The organism is Corynebacterium minutissimum, from assembly GCF_016889765.1.
Lineage (GTDB): Bacteria > Actinomycetota > Actinomycetes > Mycobacteriales > Mycobacteriaceae > Corynebacterium > Corynebacterium minutissimum_B.
The window spans coordinates 2,482,220-2,508,193 of sequence record NZ_CP069533.1; the positions used below are offsets into that span (position 1 = coordinate 2,482,220).

Sequence of the window (25,974 nt, forward strand, 5' to 3'; positions counted from 1 at the left end):
TCAGTGTGAGCGCGGTGGAAGGATGCGGTATAGTTAACCGCGACTGGCGGGGAGGCCCTCCCCGCACCTTCCGAGCATCCTCCACGGTGTGCACTCGCGAGACTGCGCACGACGGTGAAGGGGAGTAGAGATACGCTCGCAGTCGCCTCTTAAAATATCTCCCATCAGTGACCCACGGCTTTAGTTCTTTTCCGCGCCGCGGGGGCGCGTCTACGAGGGGAGAGCCACAAAACCCACCGCCCACGGGTATCGCGGTTGCGTGAACTCGCTGGTGGCGGCGGACCACTTCAATTACACACTGGCTTCCAACGCCCACGCGTGGGCTGCACCGCTTGATTGCGGCCTGGCCATGTTGGTGCTCGTTGGTGAAGCGACGAAAGGATATCCGTGAGCGATACGGACAAGACCGCAGCACAGGACTTGGCGTCTCTGAAGCTGCCGGAACTGCGCAAGCTTGCAGCGGAGCGCGGACTCCGCGGCGTTTCCGGACTGCGCAAGGGGGACCTCATTACTGCTCTGACCACTGGCCAGGTTCCGGTGCGTGCCGCGAAGGCGAGCACACAGGCTGCCGACGCCCCGAAGGCTCCGAAGGCAGAGGACAAGACCGAGGAGAAGGCCTCCACGCCACGCCGCGCAGTGCGCAAGGCTTCCCGCCCGGCTGGCTCCGCCGAGGAGAAGAACCATGATGCCCAGAAGGGCGCGAAGAGCAACCCTGAACAGGGCTCCGACCAGGGCTCTGAGCAGGGTGACAACAACGCGGACAAGGGCGGCAAGAACGACGAGCAGCGCTACGAGTCGCGCTCCCAGGCCCGCCGCGCTCGCCGCAACCGTGCCCGCCGCCAGGAGCGCGAGGCGCGCGAAGAGGCTAAGGCTTCCGGTCACGATGACCAGAACAACGGTGGCCAAAACAACAGTGGCCAGGACAAGGGCAATTCTGGCAACCAGGGCGGCAACAACGATGGCCAGAGCAAGTCGGAGGACAACCAGGGCCGCCACGACAATGGTGGCGGCAACAACAACGGTGGTAACAATAACGGCGGCAACAACCGTCGTGACAACAACAACCGCCACGATGACGACAACAACCACGGTGGTGGCGGACGTCGCAACCGCCGTAACCGCCGAAACCGTCGCGGCCGTGACCGTGATGGCGGCGGCAATGGCGGTAACGACCTGCAGATCCGCGAGGGCGATGAGGTGCAGATCGTCGGCGGCATCCTCGAGGTTGTGGACAACAACGTAGCCTTCCTGCGCACCACGGGCTACCGCGCAGCGAGCTCCGATGTCTTTGTCAACAACAACCTCGTGCGCCGCCTGGGCCTGCGCTCCGGCGATGCGCTGACGGGCAAGGTCAAGGTTTCTGGCCCGACCCACACGCACGGCAACGGCCGCAACCGCCGCAAGTACAACCAGCTGGTGGAGGTCGACACCGTCAATGGTCTCGATCCGTCGAGCGCCAAGGAGCGTCCGGACTTCGCCAAGCTCACCCCGCTCTATCCGAACCAGCGTCTGCGCCTAGAGACGGATCCGAAGATCCTCACCACCCGCGTCATTGACCTCATCATGCCGATTGGTAAGGGCCAGCGCGCGCTCATTGTCTCCCCGCCGAAGGCCGGTAAGACGACGATTCTGCAGAACATCGCCAACGCGATTGCTGCCAATAACCCGGAGTGCTACCTCATGGTCGTTCTCGTTGACGAGCGCCCTGAAGAGGTCACCGACATGCAGCGCAGCGTTAAGGGTGAGGTCATTGCCTCCACCTTCGACCGCCCGCCGTCAGAGCACACCTCCGTGGCGGAGCTGGCCATCGAGCGCGCCAAGCGCCTGGTGGAGCAGGGCAAGGACGTCGTCGTCCTGCTCGATTCCATTACTCGCCTGGGCCGTGCCTACAACAACTCCTCGCCGGCTTCCGGTCGCATTCTCTCCGGTGGTGTGGACTCCAACGCTCTCTACCCGCCGAAGCGTTTCCTCGGTGCTGCCCGCAACATCGAGAACGGCGGCTCGCTGACCATCATCGCTACCGCGATGGTGGAGACCGGCTCCACCGGTGACACCGTCATCTTCGAGGAGTTCAAGGGCACCGGCAACGCTGAACTGAAGCTGGACCGCGCCATTTCTGAGCGCCGTATCTTCCCGGCTGTGGACGTCAACCCGTCCGGTACCCGCAAGGACGAGCTCCTGCTCGTCCCGGAGGAAGCGCGCATCATGACGAAGCTGCGTCGCATCCTCTCTGGCCTGGACTCCTTCGCCGCCATCGACCTGCTCATCAAGCAGCTCAAGAAGACCCGCTCCAACGGTGAGTTCCTCATGCAGGTGGCGTCCTCTGCGCCTATGGCGGCAGATACTGACGAGGAGGACTACAAGTAATGTCGAACCAGGTTTCCCTCGTTGACGATATTGTCTCCGAGTACCAGGGCATCGAAATGCAGATGGCTGACCCGGAGGTAGCCGGTGATCAGTCCCAGTTCCGCAAGCTCTCTAAGCGCTACGCTGAGCTGCGCCCTATCGTCGCCGTGAATGACGAGTTGGTCCAGGCACGCCAGGACCTGGCCGATGCCAAGGAGATGGCCTACGAGGACCACGAGTTTCAGCCTGAGGTAGATCGCCTCGAGCCGCTTGTCGTGGAGCTGGAAGAAAAGCTCGCCGACCTGCTTGCGCCACGCGATGAGCAGGACTCCGAGGACATCATCATGGAGATTAAGGCCGGTGCCGGTGGTGAAGAGGCAGCTCTCTTCGCCGGCGACTTGGCCCGCATGTATGAGCGCTTTGCTGATAAGGCCGGCTTCCAGTGGGAGGTTTTGGGTCTCAACGAGTCGGATTTGGGCGGCGTGAAGGATATGTCCATCTCCTTCAAGTCCAAGACCCCGTCGCGCGACGGCGCTTGGAGCGTGTTCAAGTTTGAGGGCGGAGTGCACCGCGTGCAGCGTATCCCGGTAACGGAGTCCCAGGGTCGCATCCAGACCTCGGCTGCCGGCGTTCTGGTCTACCCGGAGCCGGAAGAAGTCGAAGCAGTCAACATCGATGACAAGGATATCCGCGTCGACGTGTACCGTTCCTCCGGTAAGGGCGGCCAGGGCGTGAACACCACTGACTCCGCCGTGCGTATTACCCATCTGCCGACTGGCCTGGTGGTGACGTGTCAGAAGGAGCGTTCCCAGATCCAGAACAAGGCGCGTGCCCTGCAGGTGCTGCAGGCTCGCCTCGACCAGATGGAGCGCGAGGCCCGTGAGGCCGAGGCCGGCGAGCAGCGCGCCTCCCAGGTGCGCACTATGGACCGTTCCGAGCGCATCCGTACCTATAACTGGCCGGAGAACCGTATTACCGATCACCGCATTGGTTACAAGGCCAACAACCTGGACGCGGTGCTCAACGGCGATATGCACGAGCTCATTGAGGCTCTCCAGGCCCAGGAGCGTGCCGAGCGCCTTGAGGCTGAGGGCTAAGGTATAAGGCTAGGACGAGATACGGTGACGTTTCACACCTATCAGGAGGCGCTTCGCGATGCCGCGGGGCGCCTTCGCGCTGCCGGTGTCCCCTCACCGGAGTGGGACGCACGTGTGCTTGCCGCGCACCTCATCCACTGCGGTCACATGGACATTCCCATGGGACAGGAGCCCATCCCGGGCTTCGACGTGGCCTATGGGGCGCTGGTGGGGCGTCGTGAAGCGCGCGAGCCCCTCCAACACATCCTGGGCCACGCGTGGTTTGGTCCGCTCGAACTCGAGGTGGGGCCTGGCGTGTTCATTCCGCGTCCAGAGACGGAGGTGCTTGCCGACTATGCCGTCGGACTTCTTAAGAATTCCGACGCGGAGGACAGTCGCGTCGTTGACCTGTGTACGGGGTCCGGGGCGCTGGCGCTCTATGTCGCGCACTCCCTGCCCCGGGCACAGGTGTGGGGCGTGGAGCTTTCCGACGCCTCCCTGGCCTACGCCCAGCGCAACGCAGCACGTTATACCCCTGAACTTCAGTTGGTTCAGGGCGATGTGACCGACCCACAGGTCCTTTCCGAGTTGGATGGCACCGTGGACCTCGTGCTCACCAATCCGCCCTACGTGCCCGAAACCCCTAACCTGGAGCCGGAGGTGTACCAGGACCCCCACGAGGCCGTCTTTGGTGGGGCAGACGGGATGGACACCATCACCGCCATGATTCCCACCATCGCGCGCCTGTTGCGCCCAGGCGGGCGGGTAGGCCTTGAGCACGATGATGAGACTTCCCACCAGGTCCAGGAAGCATTCCGCGCACATGGCGGATTCGAGCAGGTCGACATACTTCATGACCTCACAGGTACCGCGCGGTTTGTGACGGCCGTGCGCGGAGTACAGTAGATTGGTCAAGGATTGGCCAACCAGCCGACGCTACATGAGCGTGGCATAAAGGAGAATCACACCGATGCAGGGACAGATTTTTAACTGCGCGGATGCAGCCGAGCGCAAAGAAGGCATGGAGCTTGCAGTCAAGGCCGCTAAGTCTGGGCGTCTCGTGGTCATGCCTACCGATACCCTTTACGGGCTGGGCTGTGATGCCTTCGATAATGACGCTGTGGCCAGTCTCCTCGCCACCAAACATCGCGGGCCCGATATGCCGGTACCGGTGCTGGTGGGCTCGTGGGATACCGTCAAGGGCCTCGTGGCACGGTTGGATGACACCGCCCAGAACCTCATCGAGGCGTTCTGGCCGGGAGGGCTGTCGATCGTCGTCGAACAGGCTCCGTCGCTGCCCTGGAACCTGGGGGATACGCGTGGCACGGTGATGCTGCGTATGCCGCTTCACCCCATCGCCATTGAGCTGTTGCGCGAGGTCGGCCCCATGGCTGTCTCCTCAGCGAATATCTCCGGCCACCAGCCACCGACGACCGCCATCGCTGCCAAGCAGCAGCTGGGCAAAGCCGTAACGGTCTACCTCGATGGTGGGGAAGCAGAGATTGGCAAGCCTTCGACCATCATCGATCTTTCCGGCCCGCACCCATATCTGCTGCGCGAGGGAGCATTGACGGCTGAAGAGATCGCTGACGTTATTGGCGTGACCCCAGAATCCCTGCGCACGCGCCCGACGGCACAGAACTAAGGAGCGCGCACCGTGGCAGGAACAGGCGTGCCGCTGCGCGAATTGGCCTTGGTCATCTTCGTCGCGGCTGCATTTACGTATCTCAGCACCGGTCTGGTGCGTACTTTTCTCGTGCGCACGGGCCGAGTAGCGGAGATTCGCCTGCGCGATAGCCACTCGCAACCTACTCCGCAGTTGGGCGGCGTGGCCATGTTTACCGGCTTTGCCACGGCAGTCTATCTGGCGGGCCAGCTTCCAGCCTTGACTCGCGGCTTTATGCCCGTAACCCCGGAGATGAACGCTGTGCTCTGGTCGGCTGCGGCCATTGTGCTAGTCGGAGTGGTTGATGACCTGATAGAGCTGAGTGCGATAGTTAAACTTGTGGGCCAACTGGTCGCCGCTGCGCTCATGAGCGGTTTGGGCCTGACGTGGACGTTGCTCTTTCTGCCGTTTGGTGATGGAACTACGGTCATCCTCGACCAAGTCCAGAGCACACTCTTGACTGTGTTCTTTACAGTGCTTCTCATCAACGCCATCAACTTCGTTGACGGCCTGGACGGTTTGGCCGCTGGCCTCGGCATGATTGCTGGTGGCGCTATCCTCATCTTTTCGCTCACAGTGCTCCATGACCAAGGTGGGGCAGTGTCGGCGTACCCGCCGGCGATCATTGCTGCCGCGCTCGTGGGAGTGTGCGCCGGCTTCTTGCCGCATAACTTCGAGCCCTCACGCATCTTTATGGGCGATAGCGGCGCGATGCTCATCGGCTTGCTGCTGGCGGCTGCATCCACCTCAGCTTCAGGCAAAATCAACATGTCACTGTATGGAACGGTGGACATGGTAGCGCTCATGTCACCGCTGATTGTGGTCATCGCAGCGGTCTTTATTCCAGTCCTGGACCTTGTCTGGGCCGTTATTCGCCGCGTTTCCCAAGGGCGCTCGCCTTTCGCGGCGGACAAGGCGCATATCCATCACCGCTTGCTGTCGTTGGGGCATACGCACCGCCGGACGGTACTCGTGCTGTACTTGTGGGTCTCAGCGGTGGCGTTTGGCGCGGTGTCTTTTTCCATCGTTCCCGCGCCCGTTGCGGTGGCACTAGCCGTGCTTGCCCTCGTTGGCGCCTTTGTTGTGACCCTCATTCCGCTGCGCCAGGGCAAGATTGGGCGTAAGTCTCGTCCGACGAGCGTGGTGCTCGAAACGGATCCCTCCTGAGGTAGGGTAAGGGGCTGTGACTGAATCAACGAGCTCTGACCAGCTATCGCCGTACGATGATCACCGCCGCCCGCTGAAACGCGCACTGCGCCTCGGGGCGATGGGCCTCGTGGTGGTGACCATTGCTTCCCTCGCTATTTGGGGCGGTGTCCGTGGCACGCCGGGTCTTCTGGGCGTGCTGGTCGGCGCAGCCATCGGCGGTGGCTTCGTGCTTTTCACGGCAGCCTCGGTGCTGTTGACTGCACGCACGACGCCATCTACGACCATGGCCGTGGTCCTTGGCGGTTGGCTGCTCAAGGTGGTCATCCTCATCATGGTCCTGCTGCTGATTAAGGACTTGGAGTTCTACGACACCATGGCGCTTTTCGTTACCGTTATCTGTGCGCTGGCGGTCACCCTTGGAACTGAGGTATGGGGAGTCGTGACCTCCAACGTGACGTACGTGTCCTAGCACAGCGGGACAATTGTCCCGACCACCATGTTCACCGCCCTTACTGGATCCCCCAGGAGGCTGGCTTTTGCATTTGTTTGTGTGGCACTGCGGGCACCCGTAGTTACCCCCGTCGAGGTGGGAAAACAGGGGTATGTGACCAAGTCCACTGACTGGGGTTTTGGCAGAATGCGGGCGTTTTAGGTCTATCCGTGAGGGTGGGGTAGCGAGTTGCTTGAGGCACGGTGCCCCCACGTGCGAAAACTTGTCATCAAACTGATACCATTCACTTCGGGTTACCGCGGGTTAGTGTCATGCTAGCCCGATACAGTGCGGTTTATCCTTGTCTTGTTCACGCTGATGTGCGACGGAGTCCGTGAGCAAGGCAAAGAGCTGAAGACGTCCATCGCACCACATAGCCTTCGACAAGCTGTGTGGCCCGAACACGGGAGAGAACGCTGAGCGTTACAACATTGGCCATGAAGGGTAGCTTTCACGCACCCGAACTGGATCCAGAATTTTTCCCGGGGCACGTAACCGATGACGGTGAAGTCGTCGACCTTTTGTTTGCTGACTTCGCCAACGGTTGGTTCGCTTTGGATCGCATCATGCTGGTTCGCCTGTTCATGGCAGCCATTTTGGTGCTCCTTTTTGTTGTCGCCTTTAAGAAGCCCAAGTTGGTTCCTAAAGGATTGCAGAACGTAGGCGAGCACGCGATTGACTTCGTGCGAATTCACATCGCAGAAGACATCTTGGGCAAGAAGGAAGGGCGCCGTTTCCTTCCGATTTTGGCCTCTATCTTCTTCGGCGTTTTGTTCTGGAACGTAGCAACTATTGTTCCGGGCCTGAACATCTCTCCGAACGCCCGTATTGGTATGCCGATCGTGTTGGCCATCGTGGCGTACATCGCCATGATCTATGCCGGCGCGAAGCGCTTCGGTTTCGGCAAGTTTGTCAAGTCCTCGGTGGTTATTCCTAACCTTCCGCCGATGCTGCACGTTCTTGTTGTGCCGATTGAGGCATTCTCTACGTTCGTTATGCGCCCAGTCACGCTGGCACTTCGTCTTATGGCGAACTTCCTGGCTGGTCACCTCATTTTGGTCCTGTTGTACTCGGCAACGAACTTCTTTTTCTTCCAGTTCAACGCCTGGACTGCATTGAGTGGCCTGACGCTGGTCGCAGCGGTTCTGTTCACGATCTACGAGATTATCGTCATCTTCCTGCAGGCATACATCTTTGCCCTGCTGACGGCGGTATACATCGAATTGTCGCTGCATGCAGACTCGCACTAACAACAACGCGAACCTCGCGGTTAACTAAATATCCCCAGAATCCATCCTCACTGCCCCCGCGGACTAGCCCGCGGGAGAAACTTTGAAAGGGAACGACTTTCATCATGAACGAAATCATTCTTGCTCAGGACGCTGCTGAGTCCACCCTCAAGGGCCTCGGCGCCATCGGCTACGGCATCGCAACCATCGGCCCGGGTCTGGGCATCGGTATCCTCGTCGGCAAGACCGTCGAGGGCATGGCCCGCCAGCCGGAGATGGCTGGTCAGCTGCGTACCACCATGTTCCTGGGTATCGCCTTCGTTGAGGCCCTCGCCCTCATCGGCCTCGTTGCAGGCTTCCTGTTCTAAAGAGCGCTTTACACAAGTAAATCGAACTTTAAGAACGGAGCCCCATGAACAACGTCATTTACTACCTTGCAGCGGAAGGAAGTGAGCACCTGCCGCTGGAGAGCGGCAACTCCATCCTTCTGCCCAAGATGTACGACTTGGTCTGGTCTCTCATTCCGTTCGCCGTCATCCTGCTGATTTTCTGGAAGTTTGTTCTTCCGGCATACAGCAAGATGTTGCAGGAGCGTGAAGACCGGATCGAGGGTGGCCTTAAGCGTGCGGAGGCTCAGCAGGCCGAAGCAAAGGCCGCTTTGGAAAAGTACAACGCTCAGCTCGCTGACGCTCGAGCAGAGGCTGCTGAGATCCGTGAGCAGGCGCGTGAGCGCGGCAAGCTGATCGAGGCAGAGGCTAAGGAAGCTGCAGAAGAAGAGTCTCGTCGCATTCTTGCCGCTGGCGAGAAGCAGCTGGAAGCTTCCCGCGCACAGGTCGTGTCTGAGCTGCGTTCCGACATCGGACAGAACTCCATCAACTTGGCAGAGAAGCTTCTCGGCGGCGAACTTTCCGACGCCACGAAGCAGTCCTCCACCATTGATAGCTTCCTGTCCGAGCTCGACACTGTGGCACCGGCCGGAAAGTAGGCAACTATGAAGGCAGCTAGCCGCGAAGCACTCGCTACCGTTGAGTCCAAACTGGATGGTTTTCTTTCCGGTGACAACTCGGTAGCTACTGCTACCCAGGCAGGCCAGGACCTCTTCGAAGTTGTCCGCGTCCTCGACGGTGACCGCGAACTGCGCGTTGCCCTGACCGATGATGCGGTCTCCTCTGAGGAGCGTAAGTCCCTGGTCCAGAAGCTTTTCGGCGGCAAGATTTCCCCGGTAGCACAGCAGGTGCTCGAGGAAGCCGCCGCCGCACAGTGGTCCTCCCCGCGTGATATCGCCCGCGGCCTCGTGAAGCTTGGCCGCCGCGCTCTTCTGCGTGGCGCTGAGTCCGAGGGCAAGCTGGGCCAGGTTGAAGACGAGCTCTTCTCCCTGTCGCGCGTGCTGGACCGCGAAGGCGAACTGACCCAGCTGCTTTCAGACCGTACTGCGACGTCCGACCGCAAGGTTGGACTGCTGGCAAGCGTGCTCTACGGCAAGGTCACCATGGTCACTGAAGCGCTCGCGCTGCAGGCCATTGGCCGCCCGGAGCAGAACCCGATTGATGATATTGCCGCACTGGCAGACTCCGCAGCCGAGCTGCAGGGCCGCTCCATTGCGCGCGTGACGTCGGCGGGTGAGCTAAACGATAGCCAGCGGGCAGCACTCGCTGAAAAGCTGGGCAAAATTTATGGTCGTGCGATGTCCATCCACTCTGAGGTTGACACCAGCCTCCTCGGTGGTATGACCATCCGCGTTGGCGACGAAGTCATTGATGGTTCGACGGCAGGCAAGATTTCCCGTCTTCGTGCTGTGATGGCATAAGCCGAAACGACAGAAACGATTAAGTAATTGCTGGAAGATACTACCGAGAGCAGGAAGAACATGGCGGAGCTGACGATCTCCTCCGACGAGATCCGTAGCGCGATTGCGAACTACACCTCGAGCTACTCCGCGGAGGCCTCCCGTGAGGAGGTCGGCGTGGTCATTTCGGCAGCTGACGGTATTGCGCAGGTTTCGGGCCTGCCGTCCGTCATGGCGAATGAGCTGCTCGAGTTCCCAGGCGGCGTTATCGGCGTCGCTCAGAACCTTGACACCAACTCCATCGGTGTCGTGGTCTTGGGCAACTTCGAGTCCCTTAAGGAAGGCGACGAGGTCAAGAGGACCGGCGAAGTCCTCTCCATCCCTGTGGGCGAGGAATTCCTCGGCCGCGTTATCAACCCACTGGGCCAGCCGATTGACGGCATGGGCCCGATCACCGCTGAAGAGGACCGCGTCCTCGAGCTGCAGGCACCGTCCGTGCTGCAGCGTCAGCCGGTGGAAGAGCCGATGCAGACCGGCATCAAGGCAATTGACGCCATGACCCCGATTGGTCGTGGTCAGCGTCAGTTGATCATTGGTGACCGTAAGACGGGTAAGACCGCCGTCTGTATCGACACCATCCTGAACCAGAAGGCTAACTGGGAGTCTGGCGACAAGAACAAGCAGGTCCGCTGCATCTACGTCGCCATCGGCCAGAAGGGCTCCACCATTGCTGGTGTGCGCCACACCCTGGAGCAGCACGGCGCCCTGGAGTACACCACCATCGTGGCGGCTCCGGCATCCGACGCTGCCGGCTTCAAGTGGCTGGCACCGTTCTCCGGTGCAGCTCTGGGTCAGCACTGGATGTACCAGGGCAACCACGTCCTGATCATTTACGATGATCTGACCAAGCAGGCTGAGGCCTACCGTGCGATTTCCCTTCTGCTGCGTCGTCCACCGGGCCGTGAGGCATACCCGGGTGACGTCTTCTACCTCCACTCCCGTCTGCTGGAGCGTGCTGCAAAGCTCTCCGACGACATGGGTGCAGGTTCCATGACCGCACTGCCGATCATCGAGACGAAGGCGAACGACGTCTCCGCCTTCATTCCGACCAACGTTATTTCTATTACCGACGGCCAGGTCTTCCTGGAGTCCGACCTGTTCAACCAGGGCGTCCGTCCGGCTATTAACGTCGGTGTGTCCGTCTCCCGTGTTGGTGGTGCCGCACAGACCAAGGGCATGAAGAAGGTTGCCGGTAACCTCCGTCTGGAGCTGGCTGCCTACCGTGACCTGCAGGCCTTCGCGGCCTTTGCGTCCGACCTCGACTCTGCTTCCAAGGCTCAGCTGGAGCGCGGTGAGCGCCTCGTTGAGCTGCTCAAGCAGTCCGAGTCCTCCCCGCAGCCTGTCGAGTACCAGATGGTTTCCATCTTCCTCGCCGACCAGGGCATCTTCGACGTCGTTCCCGTCGAGGACGTACGTCGCTTCGAGAAGGAGCTGCACGATCACCTCAACTCTGCAACCCCGCAGGTGTTCGAGCAGATTCAGGGCGGCACCGCTCTGACCGACGAGTCTAAGGATGCACTTGTTGCAGCAGCCAAGGACTTCACTCCGTCCTTCCGCACCTCTGAGGGCCATAACCTCGGCACTGAGGCTCCGGTGGATCCGCTCGACGCTGAGGAGATCAACAAGTCCGAGCTCAGCGTCTCCCGCAAGACGGCCAAGTAGAGTTTCGCACGCTCTAAGAATCAACCGTCTAGAAAGAGAAGGGAGGAGCGAAAACCATGGCTAATCTTCGTGAACTGCGCGACCGCATCAGGTCCGTCAATTCCACTAAGAAGATCACCAAGGCACAGGAGCTCATTGCTACCTCGCGCATTACCAAGGCTCAGGCCAGGGTAGAGGCGTCGCAGCCTTATGCGCACGAGCTGTCCAACGTGTTGAACAAGCTCGCCGCACACACATCCCTGGATCACCCGATGCTCCGTGAGCGTGAAGATGGCAAGGTTGCCGCAATCCTCGTGGTCTCCTCTGACCGCGGTATGTGCGGCGGCTACAACAACAACGTCTTCAAGAAGGCGGCCGAACTCGAGGCTTTGCTGAAGAGCGAAGGTTACGAGACCGTCCGCTACGTCACGGGTAACAAGGGCGTTGGCTTCTACAAGTTCCGTGAAGCCGAGGTCGCAGGCAGCTGGACCGGATTCTCGCAGGATCCGACCTGGAAGGCGACGCATGACGTGCGCCGCCACATCATCGACGGCTTCATTGCCGGTTCGAAGGGCCAGGCGAAGACCCGTGCGGGAATCAACCTCGAGGGCGAGACCGTTCGCGGTTTCGACCAGGTACACGTCGTGTACACCGAGTTTGAGTCCATGCTGACCCAGACGGCGCGTGTGCAGCAGCTGCTGCCGGTGGTACCGGTTATTGAGGAAGAGGACTTCAACATGGGTGAGTCCGCGCTTTCCGACGCCTCGTCGGCCAATCAGGTCACCCCTGATTACGACTTCGAGCCGGATGCGGACACCCTCATGGAAGCACTGCTCCCGCAGTACGTGTCCCGTCTCCTGTTTGCGATGTTCTTGGAGGCTTCAGCCTCCGAGTCCGCCGCACGCCGTACCGCAATGAAGTCTGCAACTGATAACGCGACCGAGCTGGTCAAGGACCTCTCTCGCGTGGCCAACCAGGCACGTCAGGCGCAGATTACCCAAGAAATCACAGAGATCGTCGGTGGCGCTGGGGCGCTCGCCGAAAGCGCAGAAAGTGACTAGATTATGACTACAGCTCTGCAAGAGCAGAACACACAGTCGTCGGCTACCGCCGGCCGTGTGGTGCGTGTCATCGGTCCGGTCGTCGACGTGGAGTTTCCGCGTGGCGGGCTGCCGGCACTGTACAACGCACTGACCGTCGAGGTGACCCTCGAGGCTGTTGCAAAGACCGTCACCCTTGAGGTCGCTCAGCACCTCGGTGACAACCTCGTCCGTGCCGTGTCCATGGCTCCGACCGACGGCCTCGTCCGTGGCGCTGCCGTGACCGACACCGGCAAGCCGATTTCCGTCCCGGTGGGCGATGTGGTCAAGGGCCACGTCTTCAACGCCCTCGGTGACTGCCTTGACCAGCCGGGGCTGGGCCGCGATGGCGAGCAGTGGGGCATCCACCGCGAGCCGCCGGCATTCGACCAGCTGGAAGGTAAGACCGAGATCCTCGAGACCGGCATTAAGGTCATTGACCTTCTCACCCCGTACGTCAAGGGCGGCAAGATTGGCCTCTTTGGTGGTGCCGGTGTGGGCAAGACCGTTCTTATCCAGGAGATGATTACTCGTATCGCACGCGAGTTCTCCGGTACCTCCGTCTTCGCCGGCGTCGGCGAGCGTACCCGTGAGGGCACCGACCTCTTCCTCGAGATGGAAGAGATGGGCGTTCTCCAGGACACCGCCCTCGTGTTCGGCCAGATGGATGAGCCGCCGGGAGTCCGTATGCGCGTGGCTCTGTCCGGTCTGACCATGGCGGAGTACTTCCGCGATGTCCAGAACCAGGACGTGCTGCTGTTCATCGACAACATCTTCCGTTTCACCCAGGCAGGTTCTGAGGTGTCCACGCTGCTCGGCCGTATGCCGTCTGCCGTGGGTTACCAGCCGACCTTGGCTGATGAGATGGGTGTGCTGCAGGAGCGTATTACCTCCACCAAGGGTAAGTCCATTACCTCCCTGCAGGCCGTCTACGTGCCGGCCGATGACTACACCGACCCGGCTCCGGCCACCACCTTCGCCCACCTCGATGCCACCACCGAGCTGGATCGTTCCATTGCTTCTAAGGGTATTTACCCGGCAGTGAACCCGCTGACCTCTACCTCCCGTATTCTGGAGCCGTCCATCGTGGGCGAGCGCCACTACGAGGTAGCACAGCGTGTCATCGGTATCCTGCAGAAGAACAAGGAGCTCCAGGACATCATCGCCATCCTCGGTATGGACGAGCTGTCTGAGGAGGACAAGGTTACCGTTCAGCGAGCACGTCGTATCGAGCGCTTCCTGGGCCAGAACTTCTTCGTCGCAGAGAAGTTCACCGGTCTGCCGGGCTCCTACGTGCCGCTGTCTGACACGATCGACGCTTTCGAGCGCATCTGCAACGGCGAATTCGACCACTACCCGGAGCAGGCTTTCAACGGCTTGGGTGGCTTGGACGACGTCGAGGCTGCGTACAAGAAGCTGAGCGAGAAGAAGTAGGGAGAGGCACATGGCTGACATCACCGCCGAATTGGTTTCCGTCGAGCGCCTGCTGTGGACCGGCAAGGCCACCATGGTGACGGCTGAGACCACCGAGGGTGAGATCGGCGTGCTTCCTGGCCACGAGCCTATGGTTGGTCAGCTGATCAACAATGGCGTTGTGACCATCCACCCAGCGGACGGCGAGCGCCGCGTCGCTGCCGTCCAGGGTGGCTTCCTCTCCGTATCCGAGAACAAAATCACCGTCCTCGCAGATTGGGCCATCTGGGCCCGCGAGGTCGATGAGACCCAGGCTCAGGAAGACCTGAAGTCTGAGGATGAGTTGACGAGGTCCCGCGGTGAAGCTGCATTGCGCGCCGTGCGCCGCTTCAACAGCTAACGGATTAGCGGAGAGGGGAGAGAACGGGCAGCAATGACCGCCCTTCCCACTCTGGCTTGAAAAGAACCCCCTGTACCTCTTTCCACTAGGAGGTACAGGGGGTTTGCCATACCCACACAAACTGGCATTGCAATGTTGCTAGGCGGTACAATCGTTGAAACATATCGCATTGCCGTAAAGGACTGTTTGTCATGAATTCTCAGGTGCTGCAGGGGCTACTCTTCGTCCTTCTCCTGATTATTCTGGCTGTCATCATCCTTGCCGCAGTGCGCTTTTTTACGCTGCGCTCGCGCGGCACCACGGTGCTCCTGCGCGTTCTGCCGGCCAAAGATTCCCATTCGTGGCGTCATGGGCTGGTGCGCTACAACGGCGAATATATGGAGTACTTTAAGCTTCGCTCCGTTCTTCCCCGCGCCAATATGCGGTTCAATCGCCTCGACATCACCTTGAACGGAATCCGTTCGCTGGATGATGACGAGGCTTCTTTTATGCCCGCTAGCGACCAGGTTATGGGGATCAGCGTCCATGGCAAGGACTATGAGATTGCCTCCGATGCGCAAGGCATCATGGCCCTAAATGCCTGGGTGGAAGCAGCACCGTCGAAGCGGAAAGAGAAGCTGAACTATCACCAGATGCGCCAGCGTGCCACCCGCTTTCCAAAGAAATAGACCCCACCCGTTAGGGTAGAGTGCATGCGTGTAGTCATCGCCCGTTGCTCAGTAGATTACGTCGGCCGCCTCGATGCCCACCTGCCCTTGGCGGACCGCCTCATCCTTATTAAGGCCGATGGTTCGGTGTCTGTGCATGCGGATGACCGTGCCTACAAGCCCTTGAACTGGATGACTCCTCCGTGCACCTTTGAGGAATCGGAGATTACGGATATCGATGGCGACGACACCGGCGAGAAACTGTGGCTGGTGGAGAACCCTAAAGGCGAACAGCTTCGTATCACCATCGCAGAGGTGCACCAGGACATCGAGATGGACTTGGGCGAAGACCCAGGCTTGGTCAAGGACGGTGTCGAAGCACACCTGCAAGAGCTTCTGGCGGAACACATCGAAACGCTAGGGGAGAAGTACTCGCTTGTCCGTCGCGAGTATCCCACGGCGATTGGCCCAGTGGACATTATGGCGAAGAACTCTCAGAATGAGTTCGTGGCCGTCGAAGTCAAGCGCCGCGGTGGTATCGATGGCGTCGAGCAACTTACGCGTTACCTCGATTTGCTTAACCGCGATGACCTTCTGGCGCCAGTCCATGGTGTGTTTGCGGCACAGGAAATCAAGCCGCAAGCCCGCACCTTGGCTGAAGACCGCGGCATTCGCTGCGTGGTGCTCGATTACCAGGAACTGCGCGGAATCGAGTCCAACGAGCTGCGGCTGTTCTAATGCCACGCCGAAACCGAAGAATCCGGGAGGAGCCCCGCTTCTTGCCGCGGGATGGCAGCGCGTTGCTCGGCTCGCAGACCGTTCCGGGGCCGAGTTGGACGCATGGGGAACCTTTCATTATGCGGCACATCGGCAGTTCGGCGGCGAAGAAGTTCTACGTATGCCCCAGCTGCAACCAGAACATCCCGCCCGGGGTAGCGCACATTGTGGCCTGGCCGCGCGATAGCGGCAGACAAGGCGATGACCGCAGGCACTGGCACCGCCACTGTTGGGAGCGGCGGTAGACTAGCGGGCATGATTGTTGCCTTTTCTGTAGCCCCGACCATCGTGGGTGATGAGAGCGCCGAGATGTCTGACGCCGTGGCGGAGGCCGTGCGCGTGGTCCGTGCTTCCGGCCTACCCAACGAGACCAATGCGATGTTCACCCTCATCGAAGGTGAGTGGGACGAAGTCTTTGCGGTGATTAAGGAGGCCACCGACGCTGTCCGTGCAGTCTCTCCGCGCACGAGCCTGGTCATTAAGGCCGATATTCGCGAAGGCGTCACCGGGCAGATAACCCAGAAAGTAGAATCCGTTAACCGTTACTTGGAGGAAAATCAGTGACCGGACCGTACGTTGGCGGCGCCCTCGATTTGGGAGCCATTAAACAGCAGGCAGAGGCCAAGGCGAAAGCGCAGGAGCAGGGCGGTCGAGCCGGTGCACCTTCCCCGACAGGTGTGCAGCCCTTCTTTGAGGTCACAGAACAGAACTTCGAGAATGACCTCGTGCGTCGCTCCGCTGAGGTACCCGTCATCGCGCTTATCGGTTCCCCGCGTTCCCCAGCCTCGGAGCAGTTGAAGAAGGACTTCGAGGAGATGGCCGCGGCCGGCGGCTTAAAGTTCATCGTGGGCTACATCAACGCCGATGTGGTGCCGCAGGTCGCGCAGGTCTTTGGTGTACAGAACCTGCCCACCACCGTGGCGATTGCCGCCGGCCAGCCGGTCACCAACTTTGAAGGTAGCCAGCCCCGAGAGAACCTGGAGCAGTGGGTAGCGGCGATCGTCGAGAAGCTCGGCCCTCAGCTGCGCGGCCTGCAGGATACTGGTGCTGAGCAGCCCCAAACGGAGGAAGCATCCGACCCGCGCCTGCTCGTGGCAGAGGACGCCCTGAATGCTGGCGATTTCGACGCCGCTATTGCTGCTTACGATGAGGTGCTTGCCGCCGAGCCTGACAATGCCGAAATCAAGCAGGCGCGTGCCACCACCGTGGTGCTCAAGCGCCTCAAAGCATCCGCGAAGGACGGCGATCCCATTGCGGAAGCTGCGGAGAATCCGCAGGACGTGGATAAGCAGCTCGCGGCCGCTGATGCCCACATTGTTGCCGGCACTCCGGACGTTGCCTTTAGCCGGCTTATCGACGCCATGAAGGTCACCGCCGGCGACGACAAGGCCCGTCTGAAGGACCGTCTGCTCGAGCTGTTTGCCCTCTATGATTCTGGTGATCCGCGCGTACTCGCGGCCCGCACGCAGCTCGCTAGTGCGCTGTATTAGTACCTAGTCTCGCTGTCTGGCCCGTTAACCGTTTCTGGTTGGCGGGTTTCGTCGTCTCGTCGCTTGCCTCCGCTAGCTGCGGGATCGCCGATGTGCCCGCTGACCGTGGTGTGGTTGGCGGGTTTAGGCGCGGGCGCGTGCGTGCAGGCGGTTAGCCTGCACCCGGTGGGTCGGCCGGCTGGCTTGTTCCTGGCGGCGGGTCGGGTGGTTGTCCTGTTTGTTCGGCGGCGAGTCTTGCTATTGCTTCTTGGTATTCGGGCATGGCGGTAATTGGCACACCCCAGGGCGGGATGTAGCTCACCCCGGTGTTTAGCCGGAACATGTAGCCGCGCCCGGTGGGGCGTTTGGGGTCATCGTCGTTAATTCCGTTGTGGTAGGCGCACAGGAAGGTGAGGTTTTTAAGGTTGGTAAAACCTCCTGCCTGCCAGGGGATGAGGTGGTGGACTTCGCAGTAATCAGCTGGTTTGTTGCAGCCGTCGCGTGAGCAGGTTTGGAATTCAGCAGCCAGGCTGATGCGTTGTTTCCAGCTGGCATGCCGCTGAATCCTATAAGAGTTAATGGGCCCCTCTAAAGGGTGGATGATGGTGGCGTAGCCAATCTCAGCAAACTTGTAGGCCAAAAAGTCTGCCCCGCTCATGCGCGCGCCGTTGGTGAGGTTAAGTTCTATTTCCTCCCCATCACCGTTGATAATGCGGTCAAATTCATCCAGGGTGACAACGACTTGAGCGTGTACGGCGGGTTTGGTGCCAATGCCGCCGGTGACAATGATGGTGCGGGCAGCATCAAGCAGGTTTGTTTTGTTGACGGATTCTAGGGTGCCTCTGATGTCGGCGATGACGGTGGGGGTGTCGGTGATGGTGATGGAGTTCGGGCCGTGTGCGCGGTAGGTGAAGCGTACTCCGGGTTTGGCGGTGCGCTTGGACTGAAGTTCTTTTAGGCGGGTGGTGGCAACCTGGCGGATTTTGTGGGCAGGCGTTCCGGCAAGCTTGATGCGTAGGTTCCAGGCGTCGAGGTCTTTTTTGACTTTGGCGGTGTAGGACTCGATCAGGGTGAGAATGCTAAGGCTATGTTTGTGTGCCATCGCGGCGGCGCGTGCTTTGCGTTGTTTGCCGGTGAAGCGGGTGTGCCCGAAGTAGATGCGGTGCAGGTGGGAAAGCTCGGTGGCGTCGGCTGGGTCGGCGCCGAGCGCGCGCAGTTCGTCGGGTGAGCTGGATGCTTGTTCCACTAGCGCGATCCCCGAGTTGCGGTAGTGGAAGTAGGTTTCTAATACCCCCATGGCCACAGAGACTAAAACAGGCCCACCAACCCCGCAACCGGAGCAGCGAAAAGTTTCCCAAAGCTCCTCGGGTGTGAATTGAGTAATGCTACATTCTAAAAAGTGTTGTAACACACATCTCAGTGTTTCTCTGACAGAAGGAATCTCATGCGCACATCTCGCACTCTCCGAACCGCTACCGCACTGTTGGGCGCAGTGGCACTCACTGTGCCACTGGCCGCGTGCGGCGGAAGCTCTACCGAGGCGGCTGCCGGTGGCGATGCCATCGTCCGCGTCCCCGGTACCGAGCCCCAGCAGGGGCTTATCCCCGCTATGACGAATGAGAACGGCGGCGGGCGCGTCGTCGATATGCTTTACTCCGGCCTCATCTATTACGACGCTGACGGTGAGGTCCACAATGAGATGGCGGAGTCCATCGACAAAGAAGGGGAGAAGACCTACAAGGTCACCCTTAAGCCGGACATCACCTTCTCTGACGGCACGCCGGTTACGGCCGCGACATTCGTCGATACGTGGAATTATGCGGTGGCGAACGAGCAGCTTAACGAGAGCTTCTTCTCCTCCATCAAAGGCTACGGCGAAGGTGTGAAGGAGATGGAGGGCCTCAAGGTCCTCGATGACCGCACCTTCACCATCGAACTGACCCAGCCGGAGAGTGACTTCCCGTCGCGCCTAGGCTATAACGCCTACTTCCCGCTGCCGCCGGAAGCCCTCGACGATCCGCAGGGCTTTGGTGAGAACCCGGTTTCCAATGGCCCGTACCGGTTCAAGGAATGGAACCACAACCAGAACATTGTTCTGGAGCCGAACCCAGAGTACGGCGGGGATCGCACGCCGAAGAACGATGGCCTCGAGTTCGTCTTCTACGCCGACAGCGGTGCCTCCTACATGGACCTGCTCTCCAATAATCTCGATGTGCTGGAGGCAATCCCGTCCTCGGCATTCGGCAACTACGAGCAGGACTTGGGCGAGCGCCAGGAAACGAAGCCGGCTGCTACCTACCTAGAGATGTCCATTCACGTGGACACCCCGCACTTTAGTGGGGAAGAGGGCGCTCTACGTCGACGCGCGGTGTCGATGGCTATCAACCGCGAGGAGATCGCGAAGACCATATTCCACGGCACTCGTACGCCGGCCCGCGAGTTCACGTCGCCAGTGCTCACCGGCTATAGCGACAGCCTGCCGGGCTCAGAGAACCTAGACTTCAACCCCGAGGAAGCCAAGAAGCTGTGGGCCGAGGCCGACAAGAAGTACGGCACCTTTGAAGACACCTTCCCCATCAACTACAACACCGATGGCGATAACAAGGACTGGGCCGATGCCGTGGCCAATAGCATCAGCAACACTTTGGGTATCCGAGCCGTGGGTAACCCTTATCCGGACTTCAAGTCCTTCCGTGAGGCCTACCGCGCTGAGCGCATGGACGGCGCTTACCGTACCGCATGGTTCGCGGATTACCCGTCGATGGGTAACTTCCTGGGCCCGAACTTCACCACGGGTGTGGCCTCCAATGACTCGAAATACTCCAACCCGGAGTTCGATGAGCTCATCGTCAAAGCCAATGGCGCTAATTCCCCGGAGGAAGCCGCCAAGCTGTATAACCAGGCCCAGGAGCTGCTCCTGCGAGACCTTCCTGCCATTCCGCTCTTCTACCCGAACGTCGTCGGCGGCTGGTCAGAGAATGTGAGCAACGTGACCTTCAACTGGAAGTCCCTGCCGGTCTACTACGAGATTGAGAAAACCGTTCAGTAAACTTCGACTACAGTACGGGGGTATGACCTCCGTACTTTTTCTCTGCAACACCAACCGTGGCAAGTCTCAGATGGCTGCCGCTCTAGCCAAAAAGCACGCGCCCGATTGGGAGATTCACTCTGCAGGAGTAAAGACCACTGAACAGCACCGCGAGCAGGGCGTGAATGCCGAGGCACAGGCCTCACTGGCCAAGATTGGTGCCGATATGTCGGGAACGCCGACGCTTATCGACGAATCCCTAGCCTCCTCCGTCGACCACGTCATCGTCGTCGGCGATGCGCACTACGCCGGCAACTGCGAGCGCTGGGAGATTGAAGATCCGTCCCTGCGCGGCATGGAGGGCGAGGAGCGCATGGATGCGCTTCGCGATGACATTGATGCTCGCGTAAGAGCTTTCCTTGATGCTCACGCGTAGGACTGAAACTGAAACTGCCTGATCTGCCAAAAGTAGGGGCTGGAATTCGATCCCAGCGGTGATCTTTGGCAGATCGGGCAGTTGTGTCTCTCAGGCCTTGCTTGCGATGAGCGTGAGCACGCGCCGAGCCAGGCTCGGCGCTAGGCCACTCAGCTTAGCCGCGGAAGGCATACCACTGCACCGAATTAGCCGGTAGGTGCAGGTGGAGGTGGTTGCCTTCCGAGTGGACATGGTGGGCAAGGTCGTTGCCAGCACCTTGGTAGACGGCGTCGTCTGTGTTGATGACTAGCTCCCACTCGCCATCGCGCGGCACCCAGAGGTCATAGTTCGGCACCGAGCTGCCGGAGAAGTTACACACCGCGAGAAGGACGGAGCCGTCCTTGCCGTAGCGGACATAGCCCAACATGTTGTTGTTGGAGTCATCCGCCTTGACCCACTGGAACCCGTCCTGAGTGAAATCCTGCGTCCACAGGGCCGGGTGCTGCTTGTACACGATGTTGAGATCTCGCACGAGGCGCTTGATGCCGTGGTGCCATTCGTTGCCCCAGCCTTCTAGGTTGGACCAGTCCACGGAGTTGCCCTCAGACCACTCGGTGGTCTGACCGAACTCCTGGCCCATAAACATCAACTGCTTGCCGGGATGGGAGAACATGTAGCCATAGAGGGCACGCAGGCCGGCCGCCTTGTTCCAATCATCGCCCGGCATGCGCTCCCACAGGGAGCCCTTGCCGTGGACGACCTCATCGTGGCTAAACGGCAGCACGTAGCGCTCGGAGTAGGCATAGACCATAGAGAATGTCAGCTCGCCGTGGTGGTAGCGGCGGTGGATGGGCTCGTGCTTGAAGTACTCCAGGGTGTCGTTCATCCAGCCCATGTTCCACTTCAGGTTAAAGCCGAGGCCGCCTTCGTGAGTCGGCGCGGTAACACCTGGCCAGGAGGTGGATTCCTCCGCAATGGTGAGCACGCCCGGGTGGGTTCGGTGGAGGGTGGCATTAGTTTCCTGGAGGAATTGGACTGCCTCAAGGTTTTCGCGGCCGCCGTAGATGTTGGGCAGCCATTCGTCGCGGGAGTAGTCCAAATAGAGCATGGAAGCTACCGCGTCGACACGCAGGCCGTCGATGTGGAATTCCTCCGCCCAGTAAAGCGCATTGGCCACGAGGAAGTTGCGGACCTCGTTGCGGCCGAAGTCGAAGACGTAGGTGCCCCAGTCTGCCTGCTCGCCGCGGCGTGGGTCGGGGTGCTCGTACAGCGCCTGGCCGTCGAAGCGGCCGAGTGCCCATTCATCCTTGGGGAAGTGGGCGGGGACCCAGTCGATGATGACGCCGATGCCGGCCGTGTGCAGGTCATTGATGAGCGCACGGAGTTCATCCGGGGAGCCCCAGCGGGCAGACGGAGCGAAGTAGCCCGACACCTGGTATCCCCAGGAACCGCCGAAGGGGTGCTCGGCCACGGGCAGCATTTCCACGTGGGTAAAGCCGTGCTCGAGAAGATAGGGGATGAGTTCCTCGCGGAGGCTGTTGTAGTTGGCGCCGATCTTCCAGGAGCCGACGTGCAGCTCGTAGATGCTCATCGGCACATCGAGGTCATCGTTGCGCTGCGACATCCAGTCGTCATCGCTCCACTCGAAGGTGGAGCGAGCCACTACGGAGGCGGTCTCCGGCGGGGCAATGGTGCGCTTGGCCAGGGGATCGGCCTTATCGATGCGCGGCGAATTCTTGCCATGTACGGCGAACTTATAGCGCTCGCCTTCACCGACGCCCGGGATAAAGACCTCCCAGATACCGGTGGAGCCCAGGCTACGCATGGGGAATTGGGTAGGGTTCCAGCCGCAGAAGTCACCGACAACGGCAACACCTTCCGCATTCGGGGCCCACACGGCAAAAGCAGTACCGGTGACCGTACCCATGTCGGTGGTGTAGGTCTTCAGATTGGCGCCGAGCACGTCCCACAGGCGCTCATGGCGGCCCTCACCAATGAGGTGCTGGTCCAAGGTCCCCAAGGTGGGCAGGAAGTGGTAGCCATCGGCCACCTCAACAGCGGGCTGGCCTGGGTAGGTAATGCGCAGGCGGTAGTCGGATTCAACCGCCAGCGGCGCCTCCCAGATGTCATCGCCGACCGGGGTCATGGCGATGGTCTCCGTCGCGGTGACGAGCTCGACGGCTTCGGCACCGGGGCGGCGGGTGCGGACGGTTCCTTGATGCCACCCATAAAAATCATGGGGAGCATGGTGGCGGCAGGAATTGAGACGTTCACGATCGGTGGCCGGGATGTTCATAATGACCAAATTACCTAACTCTCGTCACCCGCGCGGGCCAAAAGATAACTAGGCGCGGTAGTCCTCCACGCGGCGCCAGGCCAGCTGCTCCTGCAGGTCATGGTCGGCAGGGGGAAGGATGAAGACATGGGCGACGTCGCGAAGCGGCTCGAGGCGCACAAAGTTGCGGTCGGACCACTCGTAGGCCGAGCCACTAATAGCATCCTGGACGGTGAAGTGATCCCCCGGGTGGCGGCCCACGGCCGGCAGATCCAGGTAGACCGTCGCCTCCTGCGCATTGCGCGGATCGAGATTCACCACGACCAAGACCACGTTGCCGGTCGCGGCATCCGCCTTGGAGTAGGCGATGATGGCCTCGTTATCCGTGTTGTGGAAGCGCAGCGTACGCAGCTGCTGCAGGGCAGGATTCTCTCGGCGGATGAGGTTGAGCAGGCGGATATAGGATTCCAGGGAGTCGCCGGATTTCACGGCTGCCTGGAAATCGCGCGGGCGCAGCTCGTACTTCTCCGAATCGAGGTACTCCTCACTGCCAGGCTTCACGGCTTGGTGCTCGTAGAGCTCGAAGCCGGAGTAGACACCCCATAGCGGGGAGAGCGTAGCCGCCAGGGTGGCGCGGATGGCGAACATGGCACGCCCGCCGGTCTGGAGGGACTCGTGGAGGATATCCGGGGTGTTGACAAAGAGGTTGGGGCGGCAAATATCGGCCTGTTCCACGTGCATCTGTGCCAACTTCGTCAGATCATATTTGGAGGTCTGCCACGTGAAGTAGGTGTAGGACTGCGTAAAGCCGGCCTTAGCCAGACCGAAGAGGCGCGGGGCGCGGGTAAAGGCCTCAGACAGGAAGATGACCTCTGGGTGGGTCACATGCACCTTGGAAATAAGCCAGTTCCAGAAGTTGGTGGGCTTGGTATGTGGGTTGTCCACGCGGAAGGTGGTGACACCGGCTTCGACCCAAATCATGACGATGCGATAAATCTCCGCGTAGATGGCGTCCGGGTCGTTATCGAAGTTCAGCGGGTAGATGTCCTGGTACTTCTTGGGTGGGTTTTCGGCGTAGGCAATGGTGCCGTCGGCAAGCACGGTGAAAAATTCCGGATTGCTCTCGGCCCACGGATGATCTGGGGAGGCCTGGAGTGCCAGGTCGAGGGCGACTTCGAGGCCCAAGTCCTCGGCCTTCTTCACCAAGGCTTTGAAATCCTCCATCGTGCCCAGCTCCGGGTGGGTCGTGGAGTGATCCTGGATGGCCCACGGCGAGCCAACATCACCGGGCTCAGCCACAACGGAGTTGTTCTTGCCCTTGCGGTGCACCTTGCCAATGGGGTGAATCGGCGGAAAGTACACGGTGTCAAAGCCCATGGCCGCCACGCGTTCTAGTGCCTGCGCGGTGGTCTCAAAAGTACCGTGCACCGGGTTACCCTCGGCGTCCCACCCACCCGTGGAGCGCGGGAAGAGTTCATACCAAGAGTTAAACAGCGCATCGCGGCGATCCACCAAGACTTCGTGGATGTCACCTTCCACGAGGAGGTGGCGCAGTGGGTGGTGGTGCAGAATCTCAGCGACCTCATCAGAAAGCGCGGTACGCACGCGCTTATCGACGTCCCCCTGCTCGTCCCGCAGCGCCTTCGATGCCTTAAACAGCAGCTCAGCTTTCTCGCTCGGGCTTTGAAGTGCGGCTTCTTCGAAGAGCTCCGCGCCGTGAAGAAGATCGTTGTTGAGTTCGCGTGCCGATTGGCCGGCTTCCATCTTCTTGGTGACGGCATTGCGCCACGTGGCCATGGGATCAGACCAGGCATCGACGCGGAAGAACCAGCGGCCCGGGGTAGCAGGGGTAAAGACACCATGGACGCGATCCTGGTTGTCCGGATCCACCGTCATCGTGACGGAGGAGGTGGAGGGGGATTCGGTGTTCCATACCGACAGGGTTGCGGCAACGGCGTCATGGCCCTCGCGCCATACCAATGCGGTGACGGGGATAACCTCGCCGACTACGGCTTTCGAGGCTACGTTTCCAGAAAGAGAAGGGCGGACATCGTCGATACCAAGGCGTTGAGTCATGCCCATAGAATAATGCAGCTGTGCCAGTTTCACCGGGGAAGACTGTGTCAGTTACACCGGGGACGGAAAATATCGGCCACAATGGGGGACTGTGAACACTCCTGAGCAAACTGGCGATATGAACCTAGAGAACCAGCCCACCGATGAGGACTGGCTCATCGACTTCCGCGGCGTCGAGCTGCGCCGCGGCGGCAATACCCTCGTTGGCCCCGTTGACTGGCAGGTCGAGCTCGATGAGCGGTGGGTCATCATCGGACCCAATGGTGCGGGCAAGACCTCGCTCGTGCGCATGGCCGCTGCCGAGGAATTCCCGTCTGCCGGCGTGGCCTACCTCATGGGCGAGCGAATCGGCAAGACCGATATGCGCGATCTCCGCGCGGCCATCGGCATTTCCTCATCCGCCGTGCAGCACCGCATTCCCGATGGCGAACGCGTCGATGACCTCGTGGTGTCCGCCGGCTATGCCGTCCTGGGCCGCTGGCGCGAGGACTACCAGGATATGGACTTCTCCCGTGCCGATGACATCTTGGCTCAGGTCGGTGCTTCCCACCTGGCCAAGCGCACGTGGGGCACGCTGTCTGAAGGTGAGAAAAAGCGCGTCATCTTAGCCCGCGCGCTCATGTCCAACCCGGAACTGCTCATCCTGGATGAACCTTCCGCCGGCATGGACCTCGGTGGCCGCGAGGACCTCGTGGGTTACCTGGGTGACTTGGCCCTAGACCCGGATGCCCCTGCCATCGTCATGATTACTCACCACGTCGAGGAAATCCCTTACGGGTTTACGCATGCGATGATCCTGGATGAGGGTAGAGTCGTGGCCAAAGGACTCATCAATACGGTGCTCACATCGGAGAACCTCTCCACGGCCTTCCACCAGCCTATCCAGGTGGACCGAATTGGGGAGAGGTACTTCGCCCGCCGTATTCGATAGCCCACCAAGCCCTTGACAGCA

At 60.5% G+C, this 25,974-nt stretch carries 25 protein-coding genes; 22 read left to right on the forward strand and 3 right to left on the reverse strand.

The features are described from left to right. Window positions 1-387: 387 nt before the first annotated feature. The 19 genes from rho (at window position 388) to I6J26_RS11720 (ending at window position 17,249) form a co-directional block, all read left to right on the forward strand. Window positions 388-2,367 (forward strand): transcription termination factor Rho, encoded by a 1,980-nt coding sequence (gene rho, locus I6J26_RS11635; RefSeq protein ID WP_115021726.1) that lies wholly within the window; start codon window positions 388-390, stop codon window positions 2,365-2,367. Further along, a complete protein-coding gene (prfA, locus tag I6J26_RS11640; RefSeq protein WP_039674978.1) occupies window positions 2,367-3,443 on the forward strand; it encodes a peptide chain release factor 1 in 1,077 nt (358 codons plus the stop codon). The genes rho and prfA overlap by 1 nt, the downstream gene beginning before the upstream one ends. Window positions 3,444-3,467: 24 nt before the next feature. Further along, window positions 3,468-4,328, forward strand: coding sequence for a peptide chain release factor N(5)-glutamine methyltransferase (prmC, locus tag I6J26_RS11645; RefSeq protein ID WP_115021727.1), 861 nt, complete (start codon window positions 3,468-3,470; stop codon window positions 4,326-4,328). Between the two features lie 64 nt (window positions 4,329-4,392). Beyond that, window positions 4,393-5,067 carry an L-threonylcarbamoyladenylate synthase gene (locus tag I6J26_RS11650; protein ID WP_115021728.1) on the forward strand — a complete coding sequence of 225 codons (675 nt, stop codon included), beginning with the start codon at window positions 4,393-4,395 and terminating at the stop codon, window positions 5,065-5,067. Window positions 5,068-5,079: 12 nt separating this feature from the next. Continuing rightward, complete coding sequence (locus tag I6J26_RS11655; RefSeq protein ID WP_115021729.1) at window positions 5,080-6,255, forward strand: MraY family glycosyltransferase; 1,176 nt, start codon at window positions 5,080-5,082, stop codon at window positions 6,253-6,255. A 16-nt stretch (window positions 6,256-6,271) separates the two neighbouring features. Further along, window positions 6,272-6,706, forward strand: coding sequence for a hypothetical protein (locus I6J26_RS11660; RefSeq protein ID WP_070672487.1), 435 nt, complete (start codon window positions 6,272-6,274; stop codon window positions 6,704-6,706). Between the two features lie 458 nt (window positions 6,707-7,164). Then, window positions 7,165-7,977: a F0F1 ATP synthase subunit A gene (gene atpB / locus I6J26_RS11665; RefSeq protein WP_115021730.1), complete on the forward strand. Its 813-nt coding sequence runs from the start codon at window positions 7,165-7,167 to the stop codon at window positions 7,975-7,977. A gap of 104 nt (window positions 7,978-8,081) precedes the next feature. Next, a complete protein-coding gene (locus tag I6J26_RS11670) occupies window positions 8,082-8,324 on the forward strand; it encodes an ATP synthase F0 subunit C (RefSeq protein WP_042530472.1) in 243 nt (80 codons plus the stop codon). A gap of 44 nt (window positions 8,325-8,368) precedes the next feature. Further along, window positions 8,369-8,941: a F0F1 ATP synthase subunit B gene (locus I6J26_RS11675; RefSeq protein WP_115021731.1), complete on the forward strand. Its 573-nt coding sequence runs from the start codon at window positions 8,369-8,371 to the stop codon at window positions 8,939-8,941. A gap of 6 nt (window positions 8,942-8,947) precedes the next feature. After that, a complete protein-coding gene (locus I6J26_RS11680; protein ID WP_115021732.1) occupies window positions 8,948-9,763 on the forward strand; it encodes a F0F1 ATP synthase subunit delta in 816 nt (271 codons plus the stop codon). Window positions 9,764-9,823: 60 nt separating this feature from the next. After that, on the forward strand, window positions 9,824-11,464 hold the full coding sequence (gene atpA, locus I6J26_RS11685) for a F0F1 ATP synthase subunit alpha (RefSeq protein WP_039674995.1): 1,641 nt from the start codon (window positions 9,824-9,826) through the stop codon (window positions 11,462-11,464). 56 nt (window positions 11,465-11,520) lie between these two features. After that, the gene (locus tag I6J26_RS11690) at window positions 11,521-12,504 is read left to right on the forward strand and encodes a F0F1 ATP synthase subunit gamma (protein WP_115021733.1); all 984 of its coding nucleotides are present in this window, start codon (window positions 11,521-11,523) and stop codon (window positions 12,502-12,504) included. Window positions 12,505-12,507: 3 nt separating this feature from the next. Beyond that, a complete protein-coding gene (gene atpD, locus I6J26_RS11695) occupies window positions 12,508-13,956 on the forward strand; it encodes a F0F1 ATP synthase subunit beta (protein ID WP_115021734.1) in 1,449 nt (482 codons plus the stop codon). A 10-nt stretch (window positions 13,957-13,966) separates the two neighbouring features. Next, window positions 13,967-14,335, forward strand: a complete 369-nt coding sequence (locus tag I6J26_RS11700; RefSeq protein ID WP_115021735.1) for a F0F1 ATP synthase subunit epsilon — start codon at window positions 13,967-13,969, stop codon at window positions 14,333-14,335. Between the two features lie 191 nt (window positions 14,336-14,526). After that, entirely contained in the window at window positions 14,527-15,003 is a 477-nt protein-coding gene (locus I6J26_RS11705; protein ID WP_115021736.1) for a DUF2550 domain-containing protein, read from the forward strand. 24 nt (window positions 15,004-15,027) lie between these two features. Continuing rightward, the gene (gene nucS / locus I6J26_RS11710; RefSeq protein ID WP_115021737.1) at window positions 15,028-15,720 is read left to right on the forward strand and encodes an endonuclease NucS; all 693 of its coding nucleotides are present in this window, start codon (window positions 15,028-15,030) and stop codon (window positions 15,718-15,720) included. Next, complete coding sequence (locus I6J26_RS12970; RefSeq protein ID WP_115021738.1) at window positions 15,720-16,004, forward strand: hypothetical protein; 285 nt, start codon at window positions 15,720-15,722, stop codon at window positions 16,002-16,004. Before nucS ends, I6J26_RS12970 begins: the two co-directional genes overlap by 1 nt. A gap of 10 nt (window positions 16,005-16,014) precedes the next feature. Next, window positions 16,015-16,323 carry an MTH1187 family thiamine-binding protein gene (locus I6J26_RS11715; protein WP_115021739.1) on the forward strand — a complete coding sequence of 103 codons (309 nt, stop codon included), beginning with the start codon at window positions 16,015-16,017 and terminating at the stop codon, window positions 16,321-16,323. Then, a complete protein-coding gene (locus tag I6J26_RS11720) occupies window positions 16,320-17,249 on the forward strand; it encodes a tetratricopeptide repeat protein (RefSeq protein WP_115021740.1) in 930 nt (309 codons plus the stop codon). Before I6J26_RS11715 ends, I6J26_RS11720 begins: the two co-directional genes overlap by 4 nt. Before the next feature lie 151 nt (window positions 17,250-17,400). On the opposite strand, the gene I6J26_RS11725 is transcribed toward I6J26_RS11720, so the two are convergent. Beyond that, window positions 17,401-18,525, reverse strand: coding sequence for an HNH endonuclease signature motif containing protein (locus I6J26_RS11725; RefSeq protein WP_115021741.1), 1,125 nt, complete (start codon window positions 18,523-18,525; stop codon window positions 17,401-17,403). 147 nt (window positions 18,526-18,672) lie between these two features. Here I6J26_RS11725 and I6J26_RS11730 point away from each other — a divergent pair, with 147 nt between their 5' ends. Both I6J26_RS11730 and I6J26_RS11735 read left to right on the forward strand, forming a co-directional pair. Then, window positions 18,673-20,277: a peptide ABC transporter substrate-binding protein gene (locus I6J26_RS11730; protein WP_115021742.1), complete on the forward strand. Its 1,605-nt coding sequence runs from the start codon at window positions 18,673-18,675 to the stop codon at window positions 20,275-20,277. 22 nt (window positions 20,278-20,299) lie between these two features. Beyond that, window positions 20,300-20,692, forward strand: coding sequence for a low molecular weight phosphatase family protein (locus I6J26_RS11735; RefSeq protein ID WP_115021743.1), 393 nt, complete (start codon window positions 20,300-20,302; stop codon window positions 20,690-20,692). A 154-nt stretch (window positions 20,693-20,846) separates the two neighbouring features. On the opposite strand, the gene glgB is transcribed toward I6J26_RS11735, so the two are convergent. Then, window positions 20,847-22,967 (reverse strand): 1,4-alpha-glucan branching protein GlgB, encoded by a 2,121-nt coding sequence (gene glgB / locus I6J26_RS11740; RefSeq protein WP_115021744.1) that lies wholly within the window; start codon window positions 22,965-22,967, stop codon window positions 20,847-20,849. A gap of 48 nt (window positions 22,968-23,015) precedes the next feature. After that, window positions 23,016-25,022, reverse strand: coding sequence for a maltotransferase domain-containing protein (locus I6J26_RS11745; RefSeq protein ID WP_115021745.1), 2,007 nt, complete (start codon window positions 25,020-25,022; stop codon window positions 23,016-23,018). Between the two features lie 118 nt (window positions 25,023-25,140). Here I6J26_RS11745 and I6J26_RS11750 point away from each other — a divergent pair, with 118 nt between their 5' ends. Further along, window positions 25,141-25,953, forward strand: a complete 813-nt coding sequence (locus I6J26_RS11750; RefSeq protein ID WP_115024303.1) for an ABC transporter ATP-binding protein — start codon at window positions 25,141-25,143, stop codon at window positions 25,951-25,953. The last annotated feature ends 21 nt before the right edge of the window (window positions 25,954-25,974 follow it).

Excerpts from the sequence above, each read along its gene's own strand:
- prfA (WP_039674978.1), top strand. The coding sequence starts at position 2,367 with ATGTCGAACCAGGTTTCCCTCGTTGACGATATTGTCTCCGAGTACCAG.
- I6J26_RS11650 (WP_115021728.1), top strand. The coding sequence starts at position 4,393 with ATGCAGGGACAGATTTTTAACTGCGCGGATGCAGCCGAGCGCAAAGAA.
- atpB (WP_115021730.1), top strand. The coding sequence starts at position 7,165 with ATGAAGGGTAGCTTTCACGCACCCGAACTGGATCCAGAATTTTTCCCG.
- I6J26_RS11670 (WP_042530472.1), top strand. The coding sequence starts at position 8,082 with ATGAACGAAATCATTCTTGCTCAGGACGCTGCTGAGTCCACCCTCAAG.
- I6J26_RS11675 (WP_115021731.1), top strand. The coding sequence starts at position 8,369 with ATGAACAACGTCATTTACTACCTTGCAGCGGAAGGAAGTGAGCACCTG.
- I6J26_RS11680 (WP_115021732.1), top strand. The coding sequence starts at position 8,948 with ATGAAGGCAGCTAGCCGCGAAGCACTCGCTACCGTTGAGTCCAAACTG.
- atpA (WP_039674995.1), top strand. The coding sequence starts at position 9,824 with ATGGCGGAGCTGACGATCTCCTCCGACGAGATCCGTAGCGCGATTGCG.
- I6J26_RS11690 (WP_115021733.1), top strand. The coding sequence starts at position 11,521 with ATGGCTAATCTTCGTGAACTGCGCGACCGCATCAGGTCCGTCAATTCC.
- atpD (WP_115021734.1), top strand. The coding sequence starts at position 12,508 with ATGACTACAGCTCTGCAAGAGCAGAACACACAGTCGTCGGCTACCGCC.
- I6J26_RS11700 (WP_115021735.1), top strand. The coding sequence starts at position 13,967 with ATGGCTGACATCACCGCCGAATTGGTTTCCGTCGAGCGCCTGCTGTGG.
- I6J26_RS11705 (WP_115021736.1), top strand. The coding sequence starts at position 14,527 with ATGAATTCTCAGGTGCTGCAGGGGCTACTCTTCGTCCTTCTCCTGATT.
- nucS (WP_115021737.1), top strand. The coding sequence starts at position 15,028 with ATGCGTGTAGTCATCGCCCGTTGCTCAGTAGATTACGTCGGCCGCCTC.
- I6J26_RS12970 (WP_115021738.1), top strand. The coding sequence starts at position 15,720 with ATGCCACGCCGAAACCGAAGAATCCGGGAGGAGCCCCGCTTCTTGCCG.
- I6J26_RS11715 (WP_115021739.1), top strand. The coding sequence starts at position 16,015 with ATGATTGTTGCCTTTTCTGTAGCCCCGACCATCGTGGGTGATGAGAGC.
- I6J26_RS11725 (WP_115021741.1), bottom strand. The coding sequence starts at position 18,525 with ATGGGGGTATTAGAAACCTACTTCCACTACCGCAACTCGGGGATCGCG.
- I6J26_RS11730 (WP_115021742.1), top strand. The coding sequence starts at position 18,673 with ATGCGCACATCTCGCACTCTCCGAACCGCTACCGCACTGTTGGGCGCA.
- I6J26_RS11735 (WP_115021743.1), top strand. The coding sequence starts at position 20,300 with ATGACCTCCGTACTTTTTCTCTGCAACACCAACCGTGGCAAGTCTCAG.
- glgB (WP_115021744.1), bottom strand. The coding sequence starts at position 22,967 with ATGAACATCCCGGCCACCGATCGTGAACGTCTCAATTCCTGCCGCCAC.
- I6J26_RS11745 (WP_115021745.1), bottom strand. The coding sequence starts at position 25,022 with ATGACTCAACGCCTTGGTATCGACGATGTCCGCCCTTCTCTTTCTGGA.
- I6J26_RS11750 (WP_115024303.1), top strand. The coding sequence starts at position 25,141 with ATGAACCTAGAGAACCAGCCCACCGATGAGGACTGGCTCATCGACTTC.